The organism is Hoeflea sp. CAU 1731 (genome assembly GCF_039888615.1).
Lineage (GTDB): Bacteria > Pseudomonadota > Alphaproteobacteria > Rhizobiales > Rhizobiaceae > Flavimaribacter.
In genome coordinates this window covers 1-23183 of record NZ_JBDQQS010000027.1, presented here as the reverse complement: position 1 = coordinate 23183, position 23183 = coordinate 1, and the positions used below count along the sequence as shown (strand labels likewise).

Genomic DNA, 23183 nt, shown 5'->3' with positions numbered 1-23183 from the left:
AGCCCATGCATTTTCCGAGAGGGCTTCAGCCGGCCTTTCGGTCACGGCTTTGGGCGAGACGATAGCTGTCGCCATTCATCTCAAGCATGCTGACGTGGTGGGTGACGCGATCCAGCAGCGCGCCGGTCAGACGCTCAGATCCGAGCGTTTCGGTCCATTCCTCAAACGGTAGGTTGCTGGTGATCAGTGTGGCGCCCCGTTCATAGCGTTGCGAGATTAACTCGAACAGCAATTCCGCACCGGTCTTGGAGAGCGGCGCGAAGCCCAGCTCGTCGAGGATGACGAGATCGGAATGGACAAGTCGTTTGGCGATCTGTCCCGCCTTGCCCTGGGCTTTTTCCTGTTCCAGCACATTGACGGGCATCGTAACGTTAACCGGGCGGCGATTAGCCTGTGCGATTTTACGGTATGACCCAAACCCCTCGTAATCCCCTTTATCGCCGCCACCGGTTCCCGGCTGAAGTGATTGCCCAGGCCGTCTGACTCTATCTTCGTTTTCCGCTCACTCTGCGGATAGTCGAAGACTTACTGGCGGCGCGTGGGATCATTGTCTCGCACCAGACAGTCCGCCTTTGGGTCGAGAAATTTGGTCGCCATTTTGCCAATGAAATCCGGCGCCGGTCAGCCGGAAAGCTTGGCGACAAATGGCATCTCGATGAAGTCGTCATCTCGATCGGCGGCAAGAAGCACTGGCTTTGGCGGGCCATCGACCAGGATGACTTCGTTCTCGATGTGCTGGTGCAGAGCCACCGTAATACCAAAACCGCCAAACGTCTGATGCGAAAACTTCTGAAAGAACAGGGTCAAGCACCCCGTGTGATGATCACCGACAAACTGCGATCCTACGGCGCTGCCAAGCGAGAGATCATGCCCGGCGTCGAGCATCGTTCACACAAAGGCCTCAACAACCGGGCGGAGAATTCACATCAGCCTACACGACGGCGAGAGCGCATCATGAAGGGCTTCAAGTCAGCTCGACATCTCCAGCGATTCGTCTCCATCAATGACCCGGTCGCAAATCTCTTCCACATTCCACGCCACGATATCCCGTCCCATCATCACCGTGAACTGAGAATCGCAGCCATACAAATGTGGAGTGAGGTCGCTCGCCTGCAAACCGCATAACCGAAAGCGGAGGGCGAAATTCTTGACCGGTATTCGTTAAGTTTACAGTGCCGTCTTCTGATTTTCAAATGTTCAATTATCAGAATACAGCAGCAAGAGTTCTTCAAGAGACCTTCGGCTTCGATCGCTTCCGGCCGGGGAAAGAAGAAATCGTGAACAGGCTGTTGGAAGGCCGAAATGTTCTCGCCGTTTAGCCGTCTGGCGCAGAGCGTTTCGTGATGCGGAACGCCGGCCAATCAGGGATTACACCTCCTGTCCAATCACTCTACGATCCGCTTCTGAATAATGCGGTTACTTACGCTGCACGTATTAAAGGGAGGATTAGTATGAAGACTGTTCATGCATTACTGGCAGGCGCAATGCTTTTTGCCGGATCGGCTTTCGCGGATGCGGTGGCCCAGGAAATTGAACTGCCGTCCACGGTGTCCTGGACATCCTATGACGTTGGATCGTCGGGCTATGTCCAGGCCGTCGCGATCGGCGCCGCATTGAGCGACGCCTATTCGACCAACCTGCGTGTGCTTCCGGCGACGAGCGATGTTGCGCGCGTTCTTCCGGTCAAGCAGGGGCGGGTCGATTTTGCGCTCCTCGGTTCGGAATCCTTCAACGCCGTTGAAGGGACAGTCGCCTTCGCCGACCCGCAACTGGGTCCGCAGCAACTTCAGATGCTCTACGGCGCAAACTCCGACAACTGCTTCACGCTCGCCCTGCAGGGCGATCTGACGGTCAACGGTCCCGACGATCTGCGCGGCAAGCGCCTCGGGTGGGTGGTCGGATCTCCGGCGCTGCAGGCAAACGTCGCAGCCTTCCTCGCATTCTACGGCCTGACATGGGACGACGTCGAAAAGGTCGACGTTCCGAGTTTCGCCGGTTCCTGGGAGGCGTTTCTCAATGGCCAGGTCGACGCGATCACGACATTGACGACCGTGTCCTTCGCGACCCAGGCTGCAGCTTCGCCGTCCGGTCTCAACTGGTTGGCGTTGCCTGCTTCCGACAAGGAAGGCTGGGAAAAGCTGCGCATGATCAAGCCGCAATTCGCACCGCGCGTCGGCACCGCCGGAGCGAACATGTCGAAGGACAAGTCGGTTGAATGCGCCGGTTTCCCGTTCCCGGTTCTGCTCGCCTATCCGGATCAGGACGAGGACATGATCTACAATCTCACAAAGGCGATTGACTTGCAGTACGATGAATTCGTAACCGCCGAGCCGAGCCTTGTCGGCTGGGCAGCCGACCGTCAGAACTTCCAGTGGAATGCCCCCTATCATGCCGGCGCCGTTCGCTACTGGAAAGAAAAGGGACTGTGGACCGACGCCGACACGGAGCACAACGAAGCTCTGATCAAGCGCCAGGACATTCTGCAGAGCGCCTGGGAAGGCCTTCCCGAGGGCGAACGCAGCGAGAAATGGTCCGAAACAAGGACCAAGACACTCGAAGACGCGGGCCTGCCGACCTACAACTGACGCATATCTGGCAGCGCTGCTGCCCGACCAATCATGAAAAATGCGATTATGGCGGGGTCTTTCCCCGCCATAATTATTCAGCCAAAGCGGCAAACAACAGGGAGACATGAATGGCGCAGACACGCCTCTTCGAGGATTTCGAGGTTGGTGAAACCTGGACGAGCCGCACGGAGGCCATCACGGAAGAAGACATCATCGCATTTGCGAAAGTCAACGATCCTCAGCCAATCCATACGGATCCCGCCGCAGCCGCAAAGGGTCGCTTCGGAACCGTGATTGCCAGCGGCTGGCAGATCGCGGCGCTCTCCCTGCGTCTCTTCATCGAGGATGGAGGCTACGGCGATACCCCGATGGTCGGCCTTGGCGTGGACGAACTGCGATGGCGACAGGTGGTCAAGCCTGGCGATGTGCTTCAGGTGACTCGTGAAGTCGTCGAAACGCGGCGCTCCAAATCCAGGCCCGACCGCGGAGTCATTAGGACCAGGGTGGAGGTCAGGAACCAGAACGACGAGGTCGTTCTCTCCTTGATTTCGTCAGGTCAGGTTCCGACCCGCAAGACCGATTAACCTGTCTCTCACGGTAGGTGTCGACCCTCGTCGACAATGATCTCGACGCCGGTTGAACTGGTCAGATGAACGACGCAGGAATAGACGGCGTCAGCGACGGCGCCAACGTCGGTGACTTTCTTGAGTGGCGTATTGGCTGCGATCTTTTCCAGCGCGCCTGGTGCACGACCCTTTACGAATTCGGTGTCGACGGCGCCGGGCGAAACAGTCATGACGCGGACCGACGGCCCCATGACCTTCGCTAGAGCAATGGTCAGTGTGTGAACGCCGGCCTTGGATGCGCAGTAGGCGAGGTTGCTGCCGGTCCCGGTCGTCGCCGCTACGGAACCGATATTGATCACCGCCGCTTGCGGCGCGGCCTTCAACAGTGGCGCGAGTGTCCGGATGACCGCAAAAGGCCCACGCAGATTGACCCGCGTGATCTCGTCAAAAAGTTCGTCCGTCAGATCGTCGAGATTCGCGGCGGGAACAGGAACCGTCCGGCCGGCCGAATTGATGAGCACATCGACCTCTCCGAACTTTGAACCTATCGCTTTGGCTGCCTCCGCAAGGCTTCCGGCGTCGTCGATCTTCATGCGGATGGCGAAATGGCCGTTTCCGGCCAGGCTCGCGGCCATCGCTTCCGCCTTGCCGGCGTCCGAGTGATATCCAAGCGCAATCCGCGCGCCATGCGCTGCAAAGAGCTGCGCCGTCGCCGCGCCAATGCCGCTTGCGCCGCCTGTTACGACAACGCGTTTGCCCTCAAGCGAATAACTCATTGCACCTGTCTGAGCGCGGGATCACGCGCCAGCTCCTGTTTCAATATCTTGCCGATCGACGATCGTGGTAGTTCTTTCCGCAACGCGATGCCAGCAATCTTCTGCATGCGGCCGAGTCTCTCATTCGCCCATTCCCGCAGAGCGTCAGCGTCGATCCGGCTGTCTGTTCGAGGCACGACGAAGCCAAATGGCGTTTCGCCCCACCGGTCGCTGGCGGCTCCGACAATCGCCGCTTCCGCGACGTCGGGATGCAGGAGCAATACGCTTTCCAGATCGCCGGGATAGATGTTGAAGCCGCCGGAAATGATCATGTCCTTCTTGCGGCCCTGCAATGTCACAAAACCTTCTTCGTCGAACGATCCGAGATCACCGGACCGGAAATAGATTTCGCCGTCCGGCGCACGCCATTGAAGGGCGGCCGTCGCATCGGGCCGGTTCCAGTACCCGCTCATCATGAAAGGCGATCGGCCGATCAACTCGCCGATCTGTCCGGCCGGCAAAAGCTCGCCATTTTCACCGATGACGCGAATGTCGTTGTCAGGCGCCGGCCGGCCAACGGTCTGCAACTTTTCGGGGTAGCGAGTGGCGTCGAGCATGAGTGTCACGCCGCCTTCTGTCAGGCCATAGACCTCCACGAAGCGTCCGGGCCATCGTTCCATAATGTCCTGTTTGACTGCAATGGGCATCGGCGCGCTGGTGCTCTGCTTGACCTTGAAGGACGACAGGTCACGATCGTCGAAACCGGGCGAAGCCAGAATCCGCTGATACTGCACCGGCACCAGCATGGTGTGTGTGGCCTTCGAGCGTTCGGCGAGGTCGAGATATCCCTCGACATCGAACTTCTGCATAACGACGACATGGGCGCCGTGGCTGAGGCCTGCCAGAAGCGGCATGAGCGTGGTGTTGGAATAGATTGGCGTGGACAACAGCATAACGCTGTCTGGCCCGATGTCGAACACCCGGCGCGCCGCCTGGCGGTTGCGCATGCTGTGGTCGTGGACGATGCCCTTCGGCCGCCCTGTCGTTCCGGAGCTGTATATGATGTTGAAACCGCTTTCCGGATCCATTGTAAGCGGTTGTGCGCCCGGATCGCCTGCAGACAGAAAGGCTTCGAAACTGTGTGGGGCGGCAGGCTCGCTCTGGGTAGAGATCACCGGCGCGTCGTAAAGGCCTTCCAGCGCCGATTCTCCGGACGCGTTCGCAACCAGCATGGCGGGCGAGCAGTCCTCGATCAGGACCGCAAGATCGCGGCGAAGCAACGACGCGGGCAGAGGCACGGCGATACAGTTCGCTGCAATGCTCCCGAGATAGGCGACGACCGCCTCGACGGAGTTGCCGGACAGAATGCCGATGCGTTGTCCAGGCGCGACGCCGTTCGCCCGCGCGCTGCTGGCAAAGCGGGCAATGCTGTCCGCGAGCCGGCCCCAGCTCAGCGTATCTTGTCCAACCGTCAGAGCTGGGTCGTCGGCAGAACAGCGGGCGCGATCGAACAGCGCGCCCAGGATTGTTTCGTTTTGAGGCCTCATGCCGCCGCCCTCACGGATTGGTTATGAGCAGAATGTGTTCAGCCACCAGCGCCGGCTTTTCCTTATTCTCGATCTCGAAAGTCTGTTGCGTCGTAATGCGTGTTCCGAGCGAATGGGGCTCTGCCGACAACAGTTTCAGGGACAGCCTGACGCGCGCATTGACCGGTACAGGCGAGACGAAACGCAGCTTGTCGTATCCGTAATTCAGGCCGCGACCACGTTTGCGGACGGTATAGATCTGCCTCTGCAGTCCCGGTCCCATACCGAGGACCAGGAGGCCGTGAGCGATCGTTTTGCCGCCGGGCATCTCGCTGGTCGCCCGGTCCGGATCGACATGGATCCAGTGGTCGTCGCCGGTGAGTTCAGCAAACCGGTCGAGCATGGATTGATCGATCGGCGTCCATTCGGAATGGCCTAGTTCCCGCCCTTGATGGGCCTTCAGGTCCATCGCGGTTTCTACTTCGACCATGCCGCTCCACCCAGTTTTCCCTTGTTGGAGATCGCCGCGAACGCCAGCAGCGGCAGGGCGATCACGGCTGCAACGCCGAGCAATTCGAGGTCTGACCAGTGCGGAACTGCGTCGGATGGCAAGGCGATGAGAATGGCCGCGAATATCACCAGGAGCCGCAGCGGCAGGCCGTACCACTGGTTCGGGAACAGGTGCCCGACCAAGGGGATATAGCCCTGGATGGCGCCGGCGTAGAGACCGATGCCAAGCACCGCCAGAACGAAGGCGACCACTGCCTCGTTCCAGGGGCCGGCCATGACCAGCGCCGGCTCGAAAACGAAGAAGAACGGGATGAAATAGATGACGCTGCCGAGCTTCATCGCCTCGACGCCTGTGCGCATCGGTTTGGTTTTCGCAATGCTAGCAGCGGCAAACGCACCGAGAGCGACAGGCGGGGTGATGAAGGAAAGCATGCCCCAGTAGAAGATGAAGAGATGCACTGCCATCGGTTCGAGACCGACCTTGATCAGCGCAGGCGCCAGCAGGATCGCCAGGAATATGTAGGCGGCGGTCGACGTCATGCCGACGCCGAGAAGCAGTCCTGTCAGCGCTCCCATGATGAGCAGCGGCAACGGATCTCCGCCGGCGATTCTCAAGAGATCATTGACGAGCGTCGCCGCAACGCCTGTCATGGCGAGGGCGCCCATGATCATTCCGACAGCGGCGAGGATTGCGACCAGGTTCGCGAACAAGCTGCCCAGCGTGTCGATGAACAGCAGAACGTCGCGCCATTTCCAGCGGTGCTTCTTGGAGAATATCTGGTTGAGCAGGATCAGAAGAGGGGTGGCGAAATACGGCGCCAGCGCCTCGCGGCGCATGACCAGCAGCATGAAGATCAAAAGAGCGAAGGCGAACACATAGTACCAGCCTTCCTTCAGCGCCTGCCTGACGGACGGCAGTTCCTCGCTCGGAAGGCCTTCGAGGCCTTCCCGGCCCGCGCGGGCGTCGATCTGCGCGAACAACCCGAAGAAATAGAGGATCGAGGGAATGGCTGCGGCAAGCGCGACTTCGGCGTAGGGAACGCCCATGAAACTCGCCATGACGAACGCTGTTGCGCCCATGACGGGCGGCATAAGCACCCCGCCGGTCGAGGCGCAGGTTTCAACCCCCGCCGCGAACGTTCCCGACATGCCAACCCTGCGCATTGCGGGAATGGTAAGCACGCCCGTCGTGAGCACATTGGTGATGACCGATCCGCTCATTGAGCCCATCAGGCCGCTGGAAAAGATCGATACCTTGGCCGGCCCGCCCCGGACGTGGCCGAGCAGTCCGAAACTCACGTCCATGAAGAATTGGCCTGCGCCCGTGCGCTGCAGGGCGGCGCCGAAGATGATGAAGCCGATTATGAGACTCGCAAACGTTCTCAACGGAATGCCGATAATGCTTTCCGACCCCATGGCGTGATAGGCTGCGACATACTCGGCCGAGGAACCGAAGCCGGCAATCGCGGCAGGCAGATATTCCGTGTAGAGCGGATAAGTGGACATCACGAAGACGATGATCGCCAGCGGAAGACCGCCTGCCCTTCGGCCGGCTTCCAGCACCAGTACCCACATCGCGAAAGACGCTATGATCGCCCAGAACGGGGGTGAGACCTCCCAGCCGAGCAGCGAGATGCTGTAGGAATTGGCGAAGAAAAAGGCGCAGGTCGCAATCAATACGGCGACCAGCAGCCAGTCGAGAACGCCCGGGGGACGATCGTACTGATGCTTCGACGGCGCCATCAGAAGAAAACCGCATGACAGCGCCAGCGCGATGATGACGTAGTTGAACTGCAGCGTGATCAACGTGATGTCGACGAAGAAGCGTGTATTAAACGCCTGATTGATCGCCAGCAGCAGAATGGCGATGGTCGCAATTCGCACGTACCATCTTGCAAATGACGGCAACGGCCGACCGGGCGTCTCGCGATCGAACGTATCGACCTCTTGTTCACTCATGCGTCATACCTCCCCACCCGGCATCGATCCATGCCCGACCGGGTTTGCAAACCGGAACAGCCGCGGCGTCCCTTCTAAGCTTACTGCAATCCGACGATGCGTGCAGGATTGTCCTGAACCATCAGCTTCACTTCTTCGTCGGTGTAACCTAGCGCGAGGCACAGACGGATCATCTGTTTCAACCCTTCGACGGGAGATGGATTGTCCACCTGCCCGAGGTCCGAACCGAGCGCGGAATGGGCGGGGCCGGCCGCGTCGATGTGCTCGCGCAGTTCTTCCGGCGTGAAATAGTTGAACCGGGAATCGACATAAAGACAGGCCGATTGCTCGATCAGGGCCCCTATGCGGACAAGTTCGGAAACGTCGTCAGCCGTACAGTGCAGGCCGTACATGGGATGGTTGACGAGAAGCCGTTTGACGCCGCGCGCCCTGGCTTCCTCGAACAGCACCCAGACCTCGCCGATATGGAGGTGGCCAGAAGACAGGATTGCATCGAATTCCGCGATGGAATCAAGAATTTCCTTGCACTCGTCGAGCAGGTCGCCGCGCGCGTCGAGAACCGAGACTGCTACAGGTTTCTTCAACTGCACATTGGTCGCCAACCGCGATTTGCGGTGAGTGTTGCGGATATGATTGAGAGAATGCGCGGTCGGCATCCAGACGAGCTTGGCGCCAGACTTCAGATTGAAGTCGACCGCATGCGGGTTAAGACTGCCGATGGTGTTGTTGAGCACGACGCCGCCGTACATGGCCACGCCGTGATGGCCAAGCACGCGCTCCATGATCGGCAGGAACGGCGCCACCGAATAGTGATGATCCTTGAAAAGAATGCCCCGCATGCCGGCGGCGGCCGCCTCTTCCACGGCCTGGAAGTGGTCGACCTGGCGAGCCATGACCGACGGGCCCGAATGGACGTGCAAATCCACCGCGCCCTTCATCAAGGCGTCGGCGCGTGATTCATCGATCGTATCTATCAAGCGAAGCGCTTCCGCGCGATTTTCAGCGGCTCCCATCCCTGGTCCTTTGCAATTCGACGTCTTGTGTTTTGTTGCGAAATCGTTTCGCGAACGGCCGCGCAATACAATTGGCGTTTGCGCGCGTTTCATGATGCGGAATGCGCTTGCGCCCGATCTGTCATTCTCGCAATCGCGGGATTAGTTTCCCATCCATCGGACCGAGGGTGGAGGAGAGTAGCGTCAGGTGCCCGTCACATATGAAATGATGAAATCGACGACCAGGGACCTCTACGAATGGTCGCTCAAGAAAATTCCGGAGGATTCGAAGGTCGCTCTGCGTTCGGCCCTGGACGCCGAAACCGAGGACGCGCCGAAAAAGGCCCTCGGATTCATGCTGAGGAGCGCTGAGCGCGCGGAAGCCGAAGACACCCTGCTGTGTTCCGATTCGGGCGTTCCGACCTATTCGGTCAAAATCGGAACAGGCGTCGAATTTGGGGGCGACATCAAGCAGGCGATCGTTGATGGCTTTGCGGATCTGGTCGAAACGATCGAACCGCCGATCCTCAAGTTTGTCACCAATCCTCTTACAGGCGAGCGCAGCTACCACGGCAAAGACATGCCGATCGTCTCGTGGGATATGATATCGGGCGCCGATTACATCGACGTGACCTGCGCTCCGAAGGCTCTGGGGGGCGGCCGCTGGGCGGCGCTCGAGATCTTTTCCTATCCGACGCTGGACGAGATCGAAGCCTGGATCATGGACATGGTGGTCAGGGCGGGATCGCAGCACTGTCCTCCCGTCACCATCGGAATCGGCATTGGCGGCTCCTTCGACCATGCTGCACGGCTGGCCAAGCAGCAGACATTGCGGCCTTTTGGCACGACCAACCCCGAGCCGATCCTCGCCAATATGGAAAAGCGCCTTCTGGAAGCGGTCAATTCGACCGGTTTCGGTCCAATGGGCACCGGCGGCGTCACAACCGCATTCGGTGTTCACATCGACTATGCGTCGGGACATGGCTTTACGCCTGTTGCGATTGCATTCAATTGCTGGATCAATCGGCGCACGCGCGCGAAGATCTACAATTCCGGCGAGGTAGAACGCATTGAGTGAGTATAGGCTGAAGGCGCCCCTCGATAGGGGCGACATCGACAAACTCAGGATTGGCGACGTCGTCTATCTGGACGGCGAGATCATAACGACGGCAGGGTTTCCGACCCACCAGCGGATCATGGATGCGATTGCCCGATCCGAAGAGCCGCCGATCGATCTGAAGAGCGCCGTTTTCCTGCATATGGGGAGCTGCAACATCGATACGCCGGACGGCGTCGTCACGGAATATGTAAACCCGACGACGAGCACGCGATTCAACGCCTTCATGCCCACGCTGGTCCGCCATTTCGGCTTTACGGCGGTGGGCGGCAAGGGCGGCATGGATCAGTCCTGCGTCGACGCTCTGCAGGAAACCGGCTGCGTTTATTTCTCGATGATCGGTGGCGCGGCGCCCCTGCTGACGGAAGGCGTCAAGAGGCTCGTCGAAACAGGATGGGACGATCTTATCACGCAGTTTCGGTTGTCGCGTTTCGAGGTCGAGAATTTCGGCCCGCTCCTGGTCGCAATCGATGCTCACGGGCATTCGCGATACGCGGACCTTACCAAAGCGGCCACTGACAAGCTCTCCGAAATCAAGCGCAAATTGCGCGAAGGTCGGCAGGCTTCGACAAGCTGACAAGCGCCAACTCCAAGAGGCAAGGAGATCGATATGACCCAGACCAGACCGGAGAGCCTGGCTGACCACTCGAAGGAACCACCACAGATTTCCGGGAGCGGTGAAGAGACCTGGATCACGCGCGGGGCGAACCTCGTCGTGGCCGTGAGCCGGCTGTCGCCCGGCATATCGCTCGAGCGCACAGACAATCCCGACGAATACTGGGTTATCCTGCCGGAAGCCGAAGCCCGGATCGAAGCCGGATCGCACGCGATCGACGCGAAGGCCAGCAGCATCACAATCGTGCCGCCCGGCAAGAGCTCCGTAGTCTCTGCACAGGGCGGCCTCGTGGTCCGGGTCTTCTCGAACCGCGCTACTGATCTGGTGGAAATGTCGGTCAATACCGACACCTATTCGGACGGCGCGCCGGAATGTGCGCCACTCGTCGCCTGGCCAACTCCCACGGACGGTTTCAAGCTGAGAACCTATCTTCCTGACGAGTACGATAGGCCGGATTCCAACATGCGCGTGTTCCGCAGCACCAACATCATGGTCAACGCCATGCGCAAGCGCACAGAGCCGCGCGACGTCACTGCCCTTAGTCCCCATTCGCATGCCGACTATGAACAGGCGTCGCTGCTGCTGGAAGGCAAATACGTCCACCATCTGCGTTGGCCATGGAGCAAGAACATGAACGAATGGAAGCCGGACGAGGCGCTTGAGGTGGGAAGTCCGTCGGTGCTGATCATTCCGGCCCAGGTCATCCACACCAGCCGTAATATCGGCGACGAAACGGCGTGGCTCATCGACCTTTTCTCGCCACCCAGGATGGATTTTTCGGAGCGTCCCGGATTCGTGTGCAACGCGGACGACTATCCGATGCCGGAAAAGGAAACGGCCTGACGATCGGCGTCAGGCGCCGTCGAGCGCCCGGATGTCCTCCAGCGCTTTCCTGGCGCCCGCGCGCAGGAAACTCTGATCGGCCGAATAGACGACGATCGAGGCTCTTATTTTCCTCAACTTCTCCACCTCGGCGATGCTGGCTGCAAAGACAGCGACAGCTTTGCCGTGCTTCTTTGCAGCGTCGGCGATCCGGCGCGAGGCTTCCTCGATGACGTCGGCGTCGTTGGACGGGGCGCCATAGGCGACCGTCAAGTCGCCGCGCCCGATAAAAAGCGCGTCGACGCCGTCCACCGCCGCGATCTCCTCGACATTGTCGACGGCTTCCGGGTCTTCGATCTGAGCGATCACCACCGTCTCGGCGTCGGCGCGGTCGACGAGATCCCAGCGCGCCTCGCCGCCGAAGCGTCCCGCACGCGTGCCGGCGGAAAAACCGCGCCGACCGCCGCGATACCGGCAGGACTTGGCGATCTCTTCAGCCTGCATTGCGTTCATCACATGCGGTACGACGACGCCGGTTGCGCCGCAGTCGAGAACCGAAAGCAAATGCCAGGAATTGCCGCTCGGCACACGAACCAGCACCGGAATGCGATCGCGACCGGCGGCCTGCATGACATTGTCGAGCGCTGTGCGATCGAGCGGCGCATGTTCCGCATCCGCCACAACGAAATCATATCCGAGATCGCCCAGGATTTCCGTGGCATGACCCGTCGGGGTCTTCACGAAAGTGCCTGCGCACAGCGCGCCGCTTGCAAGGCGCTCGCGAAAACTGCCGGGCGCGGCTGGCCAGGACATTGTCGACATGATTGAGTCTCCTCCATTCGCTGTCTGCGAAAGACTAAACAGCTCGGACCGGCGCTTTCGACATCCCGTTGAGCTTGTTCCGCATCGTGGAATATACCATTGTTTACGTACGATGCCGGACAGGCCTGTGGCATGGACGATGGATGAGTATGGAGGAGGCCATGACCAGTCAGGATTACGCGCAGCGCACGTTTCAGGTCGCCGTGGTGCGCGATCTGCTTGCAGATATTTTTATCGCTGCAGGGCTTTCCAGGGCAGGCGCGAAAGAGGTGTCGTTGGCCCTGATCGAGGCGGATCAGCAGGCACTGCCGTCGCACGGCGTTCTTCAGGCGGAGAACTACGTTAACTATCTGGAAGCCGGCATGGCGAAGCCTGCCGACGAACCGGCGTCAGTCGAAGATCGCGGCGCCGTCACGGTTATCGACGCCGGGCACATGCTTGGCCATCTGGTTGCCGGAAAAGCAATGAAACATGCGATGCAATCCGCGCGACAGTTTGGAATCGGCGTCAGCTCGGTCCGCCATTCCTTTCATTTCGGCGCGGCCGGTCGCTATGCGAAGATGGCGGCCGACGACAATCTCGTCGGCGTCTGCATGACCAACGCCCGCGCCGTCATGCCGGCGCCGGGCGGAGCCGAGCCTCTGGTCGGGACCAATCCGCTGGCGATAGCGGTTCCCGCCGGAGAGCATCCGCCGGTGGTCTTCGACATGGCGACGAGCCAGGGCGCTCTCGGCAAGATCCATATGGCCCGGCAGGCGGGTAAGCCGATCCCGGACGACTGGGCCGTCGACAGCGACGGTGCTCCGACCACCGATCCGGTCGCCGCGCTTGCGGGCTTGCTGCTTCCCGCAGCCGGACCGAAGGGCTTCGGGCTATCCTTCATGATCGATCTTCTGAGTGCGACGCTTTCAGCCGGCGCGCCCGGAACGGAGATCGGTCCGATGAAAGGCAAGCTGACCAAGCCGATGGACTGCTCGCATCTTTTCATCGCCCTCGATCCGGCCTTCTTCCGTCCGACGGAGGATTTCCTGTCCGATGTGGACGTTGCAGTCGAGCGCGTGAAGTCGTCCCGTCGCGCCGCAGGGACCGATGAGCTCTTTGTTCCGGGCGAGCGCAAGCACAGGGCTATTCATGCATCCCCGGACGCCGTCATCCTGTCGCCAGCCGCGCAGGCGAGCCTGGCAATCCTCGCGCGCGATCGCGGCGTGCCTCTGCCAGACGAATGGGAGCAGACATGACCATGCGTGTAATCGAATTCGACGAGCCAGGTGGACCGGAGGTGCTGCAGTTGCGCGCGCGCGCGCGCCCTGAACCGGGTCCTGGCGACGTTCTCATTCGCGTGCTTGCCGCCGGCGTCAACCGGCCCGACGTCCAGCAGCGGCGCGGTCTCTACCCGCCGCCGCCTGACGCCTCCGACATTTTGGGGCTCGATGTCGCTGGCGTCGTCGAGGCGATCGGATCAGGCGTCGACGGTCTCAAGGCCGGAGACGCGGTCTGCGCCTTGGTCAATGGCGGTGGATATGCGGATTACTGCGTTGTCCCGGCGCTGCAGTGCATGCCCTTGCCGGCAGGCTTCAGTTTCAGTCAGGCGGCGGCTCTTCCCGAAGTCTTCATGACGGCCTGGAACAACCTGATCTGGCTCGGCCGTCTCGAAATGGGTGAAAGCTTCATGATGCAGGGCGGGACCAGCGGCGTTGGTCTCGCAGCACTCCAGATCGCCAAACAGCTGCGTCAGGCCCGCACCTTCGCAACCGCCGGCACAGCGGAAAAGATCGAGGTTCTCAAGCAATTCGGCGTTGATGGCGCGGTCGACTATCACGGCGCGTGGGACAAGGAGCTTTGCGCGCTCAACGGCGCGGAAGGCTTTGATGTCATCATGGATGGACAGGCTGGTCCGTACACGGGCAGGCAATTGGATCTGTTGGCCAATGACGGCCGCCTCGTGCTGCTGGCAAGCCATCTGGGCGCCAATGCAGACGTGAATGTGCGGGCGATCGTGCGCCGCCGTCTGACGCTCACCGGGTCGACGCTTCGGCCGCGCCCGGCTGAATATAAAGGCCGGCTCGCCGCCGAACTTGTCGAATTGGTTTGGCCACTGCTTGCCTCCGGTGCTATCCGTATGCCCATATGTGCAAGCTTCCCGCTTGAGGAGGTAGCGAAAGCCCACGCGGTGCTGGATGCCAACGCCCAGATAGGCAAGGTCGTCCTGCACATGGATCCGGACAAGGCGGTGTCAGCTCCGGGAGGATAGAAACATGTATTGCTCCTTGGTTTAGACAGGCTGTTTCGTGGCGCATTATCCACCAGTCCAGTCCGTCGTCAGGGCCCTGACCCTTCTACGCTCGATCAATCAGCGGCGCGTTGCGACGGTGCGCGATCTTCACAAGGATACGGGCCTGCCGAAGCCGACGATCGTGCGTTTGCTCCATACGCTGGTCAGTGAGGGCTATGTCGCCAACGACAAGATGATCGGCGGCTATTGCGTGACCTCGCTCGTGCCGGCGCTCAGCGCCGGTTTCCACGGAGCGCCGATGATCGTTGAGGCGGCGCGGCCCTGGTGCAGCGATCTCACGCGTCGCCACAAATGGCCGATTGCGCTCGCCCTGCTCGACGGCGCGCACGTTTCGGTCCGGTTCTCCACCATTCCGGACAGCCCGGTCTCGCCCTTTCACGCAACGTTGAACATGCGTCTCAGCCTGGTGTCCCGCGCCCTCGGTCGCGCCTATCTCGCGTGTTGTCCCGATGAGGAACGGGAGATCCTTGTCCAGTCGCTGAAGAAATCCACCAACCCGGAAGACAAGCCGAGCAATCTGGACGCCACGGTTGCCGGGGTGCGGTCCTTCGTGGCGAAACACGGCTACGCCATCCGCGACCCGCATGTGGAGCCGAAGAACTCCTCGACTATCGCCATGCCGATCTTTCACGGGGATCGGGTGCTTGCCACGATTGGACTTACCTATTTCCGCTCGGCCGTCTCGGCGCCCAATCTCGATGAAGTTCTGGTGCCGTCGCTGCGGGAAGCGGTGGACGGGATCGAAGCCAGTTTCAGATTGCTGACGTCAGGGCGGTCGGCAAGCGCGCTGGAGGACGACCGCAATTCAACGGGCCTTGCGGAACAGGAAGTGGCCCTTCCAACCATCGGATCAGGCAGGCTCCGGTGAGCGGATGGCTTTAATCAACAATGGTTTGTTGTACCGGCAAGCTCTTCTCTTCAATCGATAAAAGCCGGGAACCGCCAGGCGAGGGGGAAGCTGATGCGGCTTGCGGAATTTTGGGGCGGCAATTTTCCCAATCGGCGTATACGACAAAACGAATTTCCAGGTGCCGGCCGTCCGGTGGCAATCACCTGGTCGAGCGCCTTGATCACAAGGTCAGTGGCGCGTTGCAGCGCAACTTCTACCTCTAAATCTGAACTTGCCAAAACCAGTGCTGTGACGGATCACAAAAACTGTGAACGGCAGCGGCGTCTTGTTAAACAGGATCTTTATTGCGATGTAGGCGTCAGTTGAAATTTGGCCTGACTTCCGGTTTTTACCGAATGAACCATTCACAAACTGCACTTAGCGTTCTTAAAGAGACCTTCGGCTTCGACAGTTTTCGCCCGGGGCAGGAGGAAATCGTAGACAGGTTGTTGGGGGGTCGGAATGTTCTCGCTGTCATGCCGACCGGCGCCGGTAAGTCGCTTTGCTATCAAATACCAGCCATCGTGCGAGACGGATTGACGATTGTTGTATCGCCGCTCGTAGCCCTCATGAACGATCAGGCGGCGGCGCTGGAAGCCAATGGTGTTGCAGTCGCCTGCATCCATTCCGGACGAACCCGTGAAAGCAACATTGTCGAGTGGCGCAAGGTGCAAAGCGGCGATGCAAGAATACTCTACATGTCGCCGGAGAGGCTAATGACTGAACGAATGCTGACAGTTATCGACGCCATCAATCCTGGCATGTTCATCGTTGACGAAGCACATTGCATCTCGAAATGGGGGACTGGTTTTCGACCGGATTATGCAGCGCTCGAACACGTGAAGGCGCGCTACCCCGATGCGACGATTGCCGGTTTCACGGCCACGGCCGATTCTACGACCCGGAGCGACATTGCAGACAAACTCTTTGGCGGAAACGGCGACACGATCGTCCATGGGTTTGACCGACCGAACATTTGGCTCGGCGTTGCGCCAAAGACTCAATGGCGAAATCAGCTCATGGATTTCCTTGAAACGCGGCGTGATCAATCCGGGATCGTTTATTGCGCCTCACGACGCTTGACCGAAGAAGTCGCTTCATTCCTCTCAGAAAACGGGATCTGCGGTCTGCCTTATCATGCGGGAATGTCGAACGAAGATCGCCAACAGAACCAGGAGTTGTTCATGTCAGATGAGGCGATTGTCATGGTGGCGACGATCGCATTCGGAATGGGAATCGACAAATCGGATATCCGTTTCGTTTTTCATCTGAATTTGCCGGGTAGTATGGAGGCCTATTATCAGGAAATCGGTCGTGCTGGTCGAGACGGCGCGCCGGCGGACGCCTTCATGATTTTCGGATTGGATGACATCCGAACGCGCCGCCAATTCATCGAACAAGACAGCAGCGAAGATGAATACAAGCGAAAGGAACACAAGCGTCTTGATACGCTGCTTGCCTACAGCGAGGCGACACAATGCCGCCGCGTGTTGCTCCTTTCCTACTTTGGTGAGGAGGAAACCGAAGCCTGCGGGAATTGTGACGTTTGCCAAAATCCGCCGACCTTGATCGACGGAACCACCGAGGCGCAGATGCTTTTATCTGCTGTTGTGCGCTCTGGTGAACGATTTGGCGCGAACCATATCATCGACATTTTGACGGGCAGTTCGACAGAGCGGATTATCTCGCTTGGTCACGACAAGTTGCCGACATTCGGAGTTGGTCACGAACACCCCAAGCTCTTTTGGCGAGCCTTCATTCGCCAGGCAGTCGCCGGCGGTTATCTGATAATTGATATTGGACGTTTTGGGGGACTGCGGTTGAGCAGAACGGGTTGTCTGGTTTTGAAGGACGCCCAGCAATTCCGGTATCGGGAGATCAGCAACCCCAAAGCCATTTTGCGCTCTGCGCGGTCCAAAAGCAAAACGGACGATTTTTCGGACGTAGACATGGAGTTGTATCAACGACTGAAAAGATTGCGTCGAGAGCTGGCGGACGAACGAAACGTTCCTGCCTACGTAATTTTCTCTGACAGGACGTTGCAAGAAATTACGCGTGAAAAGCCTGCGAATCTGGAACAAATGTCGGCCGTGAATGGCGTTGGACCGAAAAAGCTGGAGGATTTCGGGAAACTGATTCTTGATGCGGTCAGCGATCATTTGAATGCCGCCAATGATGCATCTGCAAGCAGGTGAGTATAAGACTGATGGCGATACGGTCGGCAGAACGGACGAGAGCATCGGACGCTGCGCTGGCAAGTATTGACGGGGTTCTTTTCTGTATCAGGGCCATAAAATTTCGATTGGTTTAAAAAATAGTCTTAATGTCATGCATAGGTGTTGCGGAAGACACGGGGGAGTATCGATAACGCCATGGCGACAGTGCGTCAGTTCTCTATTCTGGTTTGCACAATCGTGTGCGCGGTGATCGCCGGATGCACGGCCAAACCCTATACGGTGGAGCCGGTCACCGATTTCGACGTCTCCCGATACGCCGGCACGTGGTATGAAATCATGCGGCTCGACCATCGGTTCGAACGCAATCTGACCAATGTGACGGCCACCTACGAATTGCTGAAGAACGGCGGATTGCTGGTGACCAATCGCGGGTTCGATCGCAAGTCATGCAAGTGGAAAACCGTGACAGGCAAGGCCGCTTTCCAGCAGGGTCCCGATGTGGGCAGTCTATCCGTCCGGTTTTTCTGGCCGTTCGCCGCAGGCTATCACGTCTTCGAATTGGACAGGGAAAATTACAACTGGGCCGTTATATCCGGATCGAACAGGCGATATCTCTGGATCCTCGGGCGCGAACCTTCAATGCCGGAAGCGCTCAGACAGCATCTGATCAGAAAAGCCCGCGCCGACGGCTTCGCCACGGACAAGCTCATTACGGTTGACCAGGGGCCTGTTTCCTGCGGGTAGCTGCCGAGTATCTTGTCGCTCTGTGTCGTCGGGTTGACGGACTACGCGTTAGCGTCGGATAATTCCCATGGACTACTTCTGTCGGGTGTGGGCCTGGTTTCTCAGAGCACAAACCACATCACATCGCAGATTGCTTTACTTCCCGACATTTCAGTTTTTCACCGCTGATGCGGTTGCCGTATCGGAACAGGTTAGCTACTAGCGGTTTAGTTTAGCGCCAAAAGAAGTATGAATATTTAGAAATTTTGAAGGCGATTGCATGCCATTACCCAACCTGTTGATTACCGGTTGTCAAAAATCGGGAACAACCTGGCTACATCACACGCTAAAAAAGTCTCCCCAATTTTATGGTTCGAGACCGAAGGAGCTGAATTTCTTCAACAGGAGCTCATGCAAAAAGCGAATTGCTGAGTATGCGGGGCATTTTCCTGAAACCAATGGTGTTCGCTACTATTTTGAGAGCACGCCACATTATTATCGCCTGCCTGATGGTGACGTAGATATCGCATGCAATATTTATGAAATACTCGGAAAACCGAAACTTATTGTGCTTTTTCGCAACCCTGTAGATCGTTACGAGTCAGCTTATCGGCACCACATGATGGCGGGACGCATTTCCAGGACGCCCGAGATCACTGACATAACCAACGATTTCAAGATGCTTGAGTTGGGAATGTACGCCTCTATCACAGAGCATTGGTTGTCAATTTTTTCTGTTATGCATTTCCACTTATATGATGAATTGGCAGACAAGCGATCTCTGTGTCAGCACATCTTCGAGCAGTTGGGCGTGGATTATGATTTGAGCGACGATAGTCTGGAGTTCGTGGTGAATGAGAGCGAAACAAAAGCATCCAGACTTGGTTGGGACGAGCTACCGCGTCTCAGCAGGGACGCGCGTAATGTGTTGATCGACCACTATACCGCCGAGATTGAACGTTTAGGTAGAATTCTGAAGCGTGATTTGAGCAACTGGCTTTCTGGTGCAGCTGTGGAGACGGACCGTTGAGATTTTCTTTTTTGAAAGCATGCTCGAAAAGCAACAAACTGGATCTCGAATTTTGAAACGTATTTGTGCTGTCGGAGCTGGATTCAGCGGAGCGGTCATTGCACGCGAACTTGCTGAAAATGGTTTCAAGGTCCTCGTAGTCGATGAACGATCGCATGTCGCCGGGAATTGTCATACCGAGCGTGACAGCGACACAGGGATAATGGTTCACCGTTATGGTCCACATATCTTTCACACCGCGAATGTTCAGGTATGGGACTACATAAACCGGTTTTGTCGGATGATGCCTTACATCAATCGGGTAAAAGCTGTTGTTCGCGGACAGGTCTACTCGATGCCGATAAACTTGCACACGATCAATCAGTTTTTCGGAAAAGTCTTTTCACCGAAAGAGGCTCAATCCTTTATCGCCGGAATGGCTTGTGGTGATATTGAACATCCCCGGAGTTTTGAAGAGCAAGGGTTAAAGTTCGTTGGGCCTCAGCTATATGAGGCATTTTTTGACGGCTATACGAGAAAACAATGGGGCATAGATCCATCCAGACTGCCTGCCTCCATATTGAAAAGGCTGCCACTGAGATTCAACTATGACGACAATTATTTTAGTCATCCTTTCCAGGGTATTCCTAAAGAAGGTTACACGAGTCTCGTCTCGAGCATTCTTGCTCACGAGTCGATCGAGGTCAGGTTGAACTGCCCTTATGAAACCTTGGATGAAGAATTTGCGCATGTGTTTTATTCAGGCCCGCTAGACAGGTATTTTAATCATGATCTTGGGAGGTTGGGGTATCGAACCCTCGATTTCGAACCCGTTTGGGAAGACGGCGAGTTTCAGGGCGCTGCGGTCATTAACTATCCGGATCCGGACGTTCCGTTCACACGAATATCCGAGCACAAGTTCTTTGCTCCGTGGGAGATGGAAAATTTCGACAAGACTATCGCTTTTCGCGAATACAGCCGCTCCTGCGGGAAGGATGACATACCCTATTACCCCATTAGGCTGATGAGCGATAAAAAACTGCTCGAAGACTACGAGGAACGATGCAGGCAGGAAGAGGGCGTCACCTTTGTCGGTCGCCTCGGGACCTATTCCTATATCGACATGGATATATCGATTGACAATGCGCTGGCAGCCGCTCGAAGCTTTGTAGAAAACAATAGTCGTCGCATGTAAAAAAAGTAATATAATGAAATTATCTATAATAATTCCAATATATAATGTTGAAAAATTTATTTCACATACAGTGCGTGATATAGATAGGAAGTATACGGAGCAGCACGAATTCATAATTGTGGATGATGGGTCTACAGATAACTCGTGCGACATCATAAAAGAACTTCAGTCTGAAATTCCAGCTGTTCGATATTTTTTACTCGGCGCAAATCGTGGCGCGGGTGTTGCCAGAAACAGCGGGCTAGGAGAGGCGTCCGGAAAATACTTGCTGTTTTTCGATGCAGACGACCATCTTTGCGCGGGAGTGCTCGAAAAGATGATCGCCGCGCTCGAGTTCACGGGCGCAGACCTGTCGATAGCCAGGTACGAGTACGGAACGAATGCAGCGTTTTCTGATTCCGGTAAAATGCATCCCTCCGATGAAAGACGCTGGGACGAGATTCTCGGAGATACGCCATCGCGGGTGACGAAGATTCAACAGTCGCCCAGCTTGCTGCAGATGACGAACTACCCGTGGACGAAAGTCATCAGAGCGGACTATGCGAGAAGAATCGGACTTCGATTTTCCGAAACGAAAGTCAACAATGATATATTCGCGCACTGGCAGTCACTGATGTTGTCCGAGCGCATTGTGATGATCAATGAATCCGTCTGTTTTCACATAGTCCCGGCTACGGGCAACAATATTACGAACCGAAAAAACGAAGTACGGTTCGAACTTTTCCGGGCGCTGGATGACGTAGACGTCCTGTTCGATCAGAGCCCCAGGTTGAGAAGGCTGTTCTATCAGAGGTTTATCCACTTCAAGCTGGATATGGCCAAATGGGCGATAAACAAGATCGATAGACCCTATTATCCACGATTCATTGAGGAACTCGAAAGATCATTCCGGGATCTGAGGTTCGACGATTATCTCAAAGCAAAAAGTCGAATGCCGAAGGTGGCTGATGAATTGCTGGACTGCCATTTCGGTCGGCCGAAATTTGTGGAGGATATTTAGATGCCGCTGCTTTCGATCATTGTAACCAGCTACAATGTAAAGGACTATATCGGTGATTGTATCCGCAATCTGATCGACCAGACGATAAAGGATATCGAGATCATCGTTGTAGACGACGGTTCAACCGATGGATCTGCTGATATCATCCGCGAACTTGCTGCGAAGGATCCACGCATAATCCCGGTGCTTCAAGAAACAAACAGTGTCGGTGGAGTAGCGACGCCTGCGAATATTGGCCTGGAAATGGCGAGTGGAACCTTTGTCGGGTTCGCCGATGGTGACGACATCTACGATCCCACCATGTTTGGCAAACTCGTCGATGCGGCCGTATCGGAGGATTGCGCGCTGGCTATGTGCAATTACTACCTGACTGATTCTCTGACAGGCGATCTGACCGATCCGGCTGATGAGAGGAGATGGAAGGACTTCTCCGGTATCAAGAGCGTTAAGCTGGATGAGAAGAGCCGAAAGAAGTTTTTACAATTTATCGCGGTTCCCTGGCGCAAGGTGTATCGTCGTTCCCTGCTGGAGGAAAACCGGATCAGGTTTCCTGTAGGAGATTTCTTCTTTGAAGATAATCCGTTCCACTGGGCTACAATTATAAAGTCGAACTCCATCGCGCTTGTTCCGGAAAAGCTGTGCAAGCACCGTGTGAATCGCGTCGGACAAACGATGGATAGCGGTAGTAGTCAATTGTTCGGAATATTTGCGCACCATGAGATCATTGAGACATGGCTCATAAAGGAAGGCGTATTTCCGAATTACAGAGATCTTCTGTTAAGATGGACAATTGCTCAAATTGAATGGACGTCGAAAAAATGTGGTAACGAGAAGTGGCCGGATTTTTTCTCACTACTATATCCAATTGTTAATTCATACAAAAAGAATAATATAAAATACGTAATAGATAGATACAAAATAGGTAATAGAGGATCAAAATTAGTAGTATTCATCAAAATAAATGATTTTAAAACGTTCTCGCGAATATTAGAAGGTCGAAATGAACTCAAATACAGAAAAAATATATATTTTAATTACTTTACGCATGGTGTTCTCGATGCAATTGCAGTGGCAATACGACCTCTGAAATTCAAGAAAAAGAAAAAAATCAAAAAATCCTTATCGAGTAACAGATCCAATAATGAGCTTGATAAAGTTGTAGTAGGCATATCCATGCTTGAGAAAAAACTAATAGCAATAGATCAGAAGGTTCAATCGATAGAGAAAAAAATATCCGAAAATAGAATACTATAAATTCTGTCTATCTTATTGAGAAATACGCTCTTTATTTTTAATATATTTCAGTCTTGAGAGTGTTTCATCCAATTCGGAATAGTATTTCGGGTTTTTTTTTGGGGGTTTACATATTTAGTGTCAGATCCGCAATTTCCTCATTGAGGTTGTGCTTGACTACATAGTGGTTTCCAGCTTTCCGCAACAATTTCAGATAGTTGTTTGCCATGGTTTGCGGAAACCGTTCAAACATTTCACGGAAATAGGAAAACGCGTCAAGCGAACCAATGTAAGCGGTGCGCCGGTCACAGGGTCTTTGCGTAGTTCCAGGGAAGCAGTTCGTTGATGTCGGCCTGTTTGTGGCCCTGTGCAATTGCAGTCAGGATACCTGACAGATAGCCGTGGGGTTCGA

General features: G+C 56.5%; 22 protein-coding genes and 1 pseudogene. 15 read left to right on the top strand and 8 right to left on the bottom strand.

Translation table 11 applies throughout. From position 1 onward, the window contains the following. Window positions 1-25: 25 nt before the first annotated feature. Window positions 26-364 (bottom strand): ATP-binding protein, encoded by a 339-nt coding sequence (locus AAFN47_RS26385; RefSeq protein ID WP_499812215.1) that lies wholly within the window; start codon window positions 362-364, stop codon window positions 26-28. Window positions 365-408: 44 nt separating this feature from the next. On the opposite strand from AAFN47_RS26385, the pseudogene AAFN47_RS26380 reads away from it, so the two are divergent. The 3 genes and pseudogenes from AAFN47_RS26380 to AAFN47_RS26370 all read left to right on the top strand — a co-directional run bounded on the left by AAFN47_RS26380 (window position 409) and on the right by AAFN47_RS26370 (window position 3151). Further along, window positions 409-1125, top strand: a pseudogene (locus AAFN47_RS26380) (IS6 family transposase). 326 nt (window positions 1126-1451) lie between these two features. Next, window positions 1452-2585, top strand: coding sequence for a TAXI family TRAP transporter solute-binding subunit (locus tag AAFN47_RS26375; protein ID WP_499812214.1), 1134 nt, complete (start codon window positions 1452-1454; stop codon window positions 2583-2585). Window positions 2586-2695: 110 nt separating this feature from the next. Further along, window positions 2696-3151 (top strand): MaoC family dehydratase, encoded by a 456-nt coding sequence (locus AAFN47_RS26370; RefSeq protein ID WP_499812213.1) that lies wholly within the window; start codon window positions 2696-2698, stop codon window positions 3149-3151. A gap of 8 nt (window positions 3152-3159) precedes the next feature. On the opposite strand, the gene AAFN47_RS26365 is transcribed toward AAFN47_RS26370, so the two are convergent. From AAFN47_RS26365 to AAFN47_RS26345, 5 genes are all read right to left on the bottom strand, one after another. Further along, complete coding sequence (locus AAFN47_RS26365; protein WP_499812212.1) at window positions 3160-3909, bottom strand: SDR family NAD(P)-dependent oxidoreductase; 750 nt, start codon at window positions 3907-3909, stop codon at window positions 3160-3162. Continuing rightward, window positions 3906-5435: a class I adenylate-forming enzyme family protein gene (locus AAFN47_RS26360; RefSeq protein ID WP_499812211.1), complete on the bottom strand. Its 1530-nt coding sequence runs from the start codon at window positions 5433-5435 to the stop codon at window positions 3906-3908. The genes AAFN47_RS26365 and AAFN47_RS26360 overlap by 4 nt, the downstream gene beginning before the upstream one ends. Before the next feature lie 10 nt (window positions 5436-5445). Next, window positions 5446-5904: a MaoC family dehydratase gene (locus tag AAFN47_RS26355; protein WP_499812210.1), complete on the bottom strand. Its 459-nt coding sequence runs from the start codon at window positions 5902-5904 to the stop codon at window positions 5446-5448. Further along, window positions 5892-7883 (bottom strand): TRAP transporter permease, encoded by a 1992-nt coding sequence (locus AAFN47_RS26350; RefSeq protein WP_499812209.1) that lies wholly within the window; start codon window positions 7881-7883, stop codon window positions 5892-5894. The genes AAFN47_RS26355 and AAFN47_RS26350 overlap by 13 nt, the downstream gene beginning before the upstream one ends. A gap of 80 nt (window positions 7884-7963) precedes the next feature. After that, window positions 7964-8896, bottom strand: a complete 933-nt coding sequence (locus AAFN47_RS26345) for a DUF6282 family protein (protein ID WP_499812208.1) — start codon at window positions 8894-8896, stop codon at window positions 7964-7966. Between the two features lie 187 nt (window positions 8897-9083). On the opposite strand from AAFN47_RS26345, the gene AAFN47_RS26340 reads away from it, so the two are divergent. The 3 genes from AAFN47_RS26340 to AAFN47_RS26330 are packed head-to-tail and all read left to right on the top strand — an operon-like array spanning window position 9084 to window position 11451. After that, window positions 9084-9953: a fumarate hydratase gene (locus tag AAFN47_RS26340; RefSeq protein ID WP_499812207.1), complete on the top strand. Its 870-nt coding sequence runs from the start codon at window positions 9084-9086 to the stop codon at window positions 9951-9953. Beyond that, a complete protein-coding gene (locus AAFN47_RS26335) occupies window positions 9946-10569 on the top strand; it encodes a fumarate hydratase C-terminal domain-containing protein (RefSeq protein ID WP_499812206.1) in 624 nt (207 codons plus the stop codon). The genes AAFN47_RS26340 and AAFN47_RS26335 overlap by 8 nt, the downstream gene beginning before the upstream one ends. A gap of 33 nt (window positions 10570-10602) precedes the next feature. Continuing rightward, the gene (locus AAFN47_RS26330) at window positions 10603-11451 is read left to right on the top strand and encodes a cupin domain-containing protein (RefSeq protein WP_499812205.1); all 849 of its coding nucleotides are present in this window, start codon (window positions 10603-10605) and stop codon (window positions 11449-11451) included. Between the two features lie 9 nt (window positions 11452-11460). Here AAFN47_RS26330 and AAFN47_RS26325 read toward each other — a convergent pair whose 3' ends face one another. After that, window positions 11461-12252 (bottom strand): HpcH/HpaI aldolase family protein, encoded by a 792-nt coding sequence (locus AAFN47_RS26325; RefSeq protein ID WP_499812204.1) that lies wholly within the window; start codon window positions 12250-12252, stop codon window positions 11461-11463. A gap of 161 nt (window positions 12253-12413) precedes the next feature. Here AAFN47_RS26325 and AAFN47_RS26320 point away from each other — a divergent pair, with 161 nt between their 5' ends. From AAFN47_RS26320 to AAFN47_RS26280, 9 genes are all read left to right on the top strand, one after another. Beyond that, window positions 12414-13490 (top strand): Ldh family oxidoreductase, encoded by a 1077-nt coding sequence (locus AAFN47_RS26320; RefSeq protein WP_499812203.1) that lies wholly within the window; start codon window positions 12414-12416, stop codon window positions 13488-13490. Continuing rightward, window positions 13487-14503 carry an NAD(P)H-quinone oxidoreductase gene (locus AAFN47_RS26315; RefSeq protein WP_499812202.1) on the top strand — a complete coding sequence of 339 codons (1017 nt, stop codon included), beginning with the start codon at window positions 13487-13489 and terminating at the stop codon, window positions 14501-14503. The genes AAFN47_RS26320 and AAFN47_RS26315 overlap by 4 nt, the downstream gene beginning before the upstream one ends. A 37-nt stretch (window positions 14504-14540) precedes the next feature. Further along, window positions 14541-15413, top strand: a complete 873-nt coding sequence (locus AAFN47_RS26310) for a DNA-binding transcriptional regulator (RefSeq protein WP_499812201.1) — start codon at window positions 14541-14543, stop codon at window positions 15411-15413. A gap of 377 nt (window positions 15414-15790) precedes the next feature. Continuing rightward, window positions 15791-17629: a DNA helicase RecQ gene (recQ, locus tag AAFN47_RS26305; protein ID WP_499812200.1), complete on the top strand. Its 1839-nt coding sequence runs from the start codon at window positions 15791-15793 to the stop codon at window positions 17627-17629. 177 nt (window positions 17630-17806) lie between these two features. After that, on the top strand, window positions 17807-18355 hold the full coding sequence (locus AAFN47_RS26300) for a lipocalin family protein (RefSeq protein WP_499812199.1): 549 nt from the start codon (window positions 17807-17809) through the stop codon (window positions 18353-18355). A gap of 259 nt (window positions 18356-18614) precedes the next feature. After that, a complete protein-coding gene (locus tag AAFN47_RS26295; RefSeq protein ID WP_499812198.1) occupies window positions 18615-19364 on the top strand; it encodes a sulfotransferase family protein in 750 nt (249 codons plus the stop codon). A gap of 19 nt (window positions 19365-19383) precedes the next feature. After that, window positions 19384-20538: a UDP-galactopyranose/dTDP-fucopyranose mutase family protein gene (locus AAFN47_RS26290; RefSeq protein ID WP_499812197.1), complete on the top strand. Its 1155-nt coding sequence runs from the start codon at window positions 19384-19386 to the stop codon at window positions 20536-20538. A 13-nt stretch (window positions 20539-20551) separates the two neighbouring features. Continuing rightward, window positions 20552-21538, top strand: a complete 987-nt coding sequence (locus tag AAFN47_RS26285; RefSeq protein WP_499812196.1) for a glycosyltransferase family 2 protein — start codon at window positions 20552-20554, stop codon at window positions 21536-21538. Next, window positions 21539-22792 (top strand): glycosyltransferase family 2 protein, encoded by a 1254-nt coding sequence (locus AAFN47_RS26280; RefSeq protein WP_499812195.1) that lies wholly within the window; start codon window positions 21539-21541, stop codon window positions 22790-22792. It begins immediately after the preceding gene. A 284-nt stretch (window positions 22793-23076) separates the two neighbouring features. Here AAFN47_RS26280 and AAFN47_RS26275 read toward each other — a convergent pair. Further along, window positions 23077-23183: transposase domain-containing protein (locus tag AAFN47_RS26275; protein WP_499812239.1), on the bottom strand; the 107-nt coding region annotated here is incomplete at its 5' end.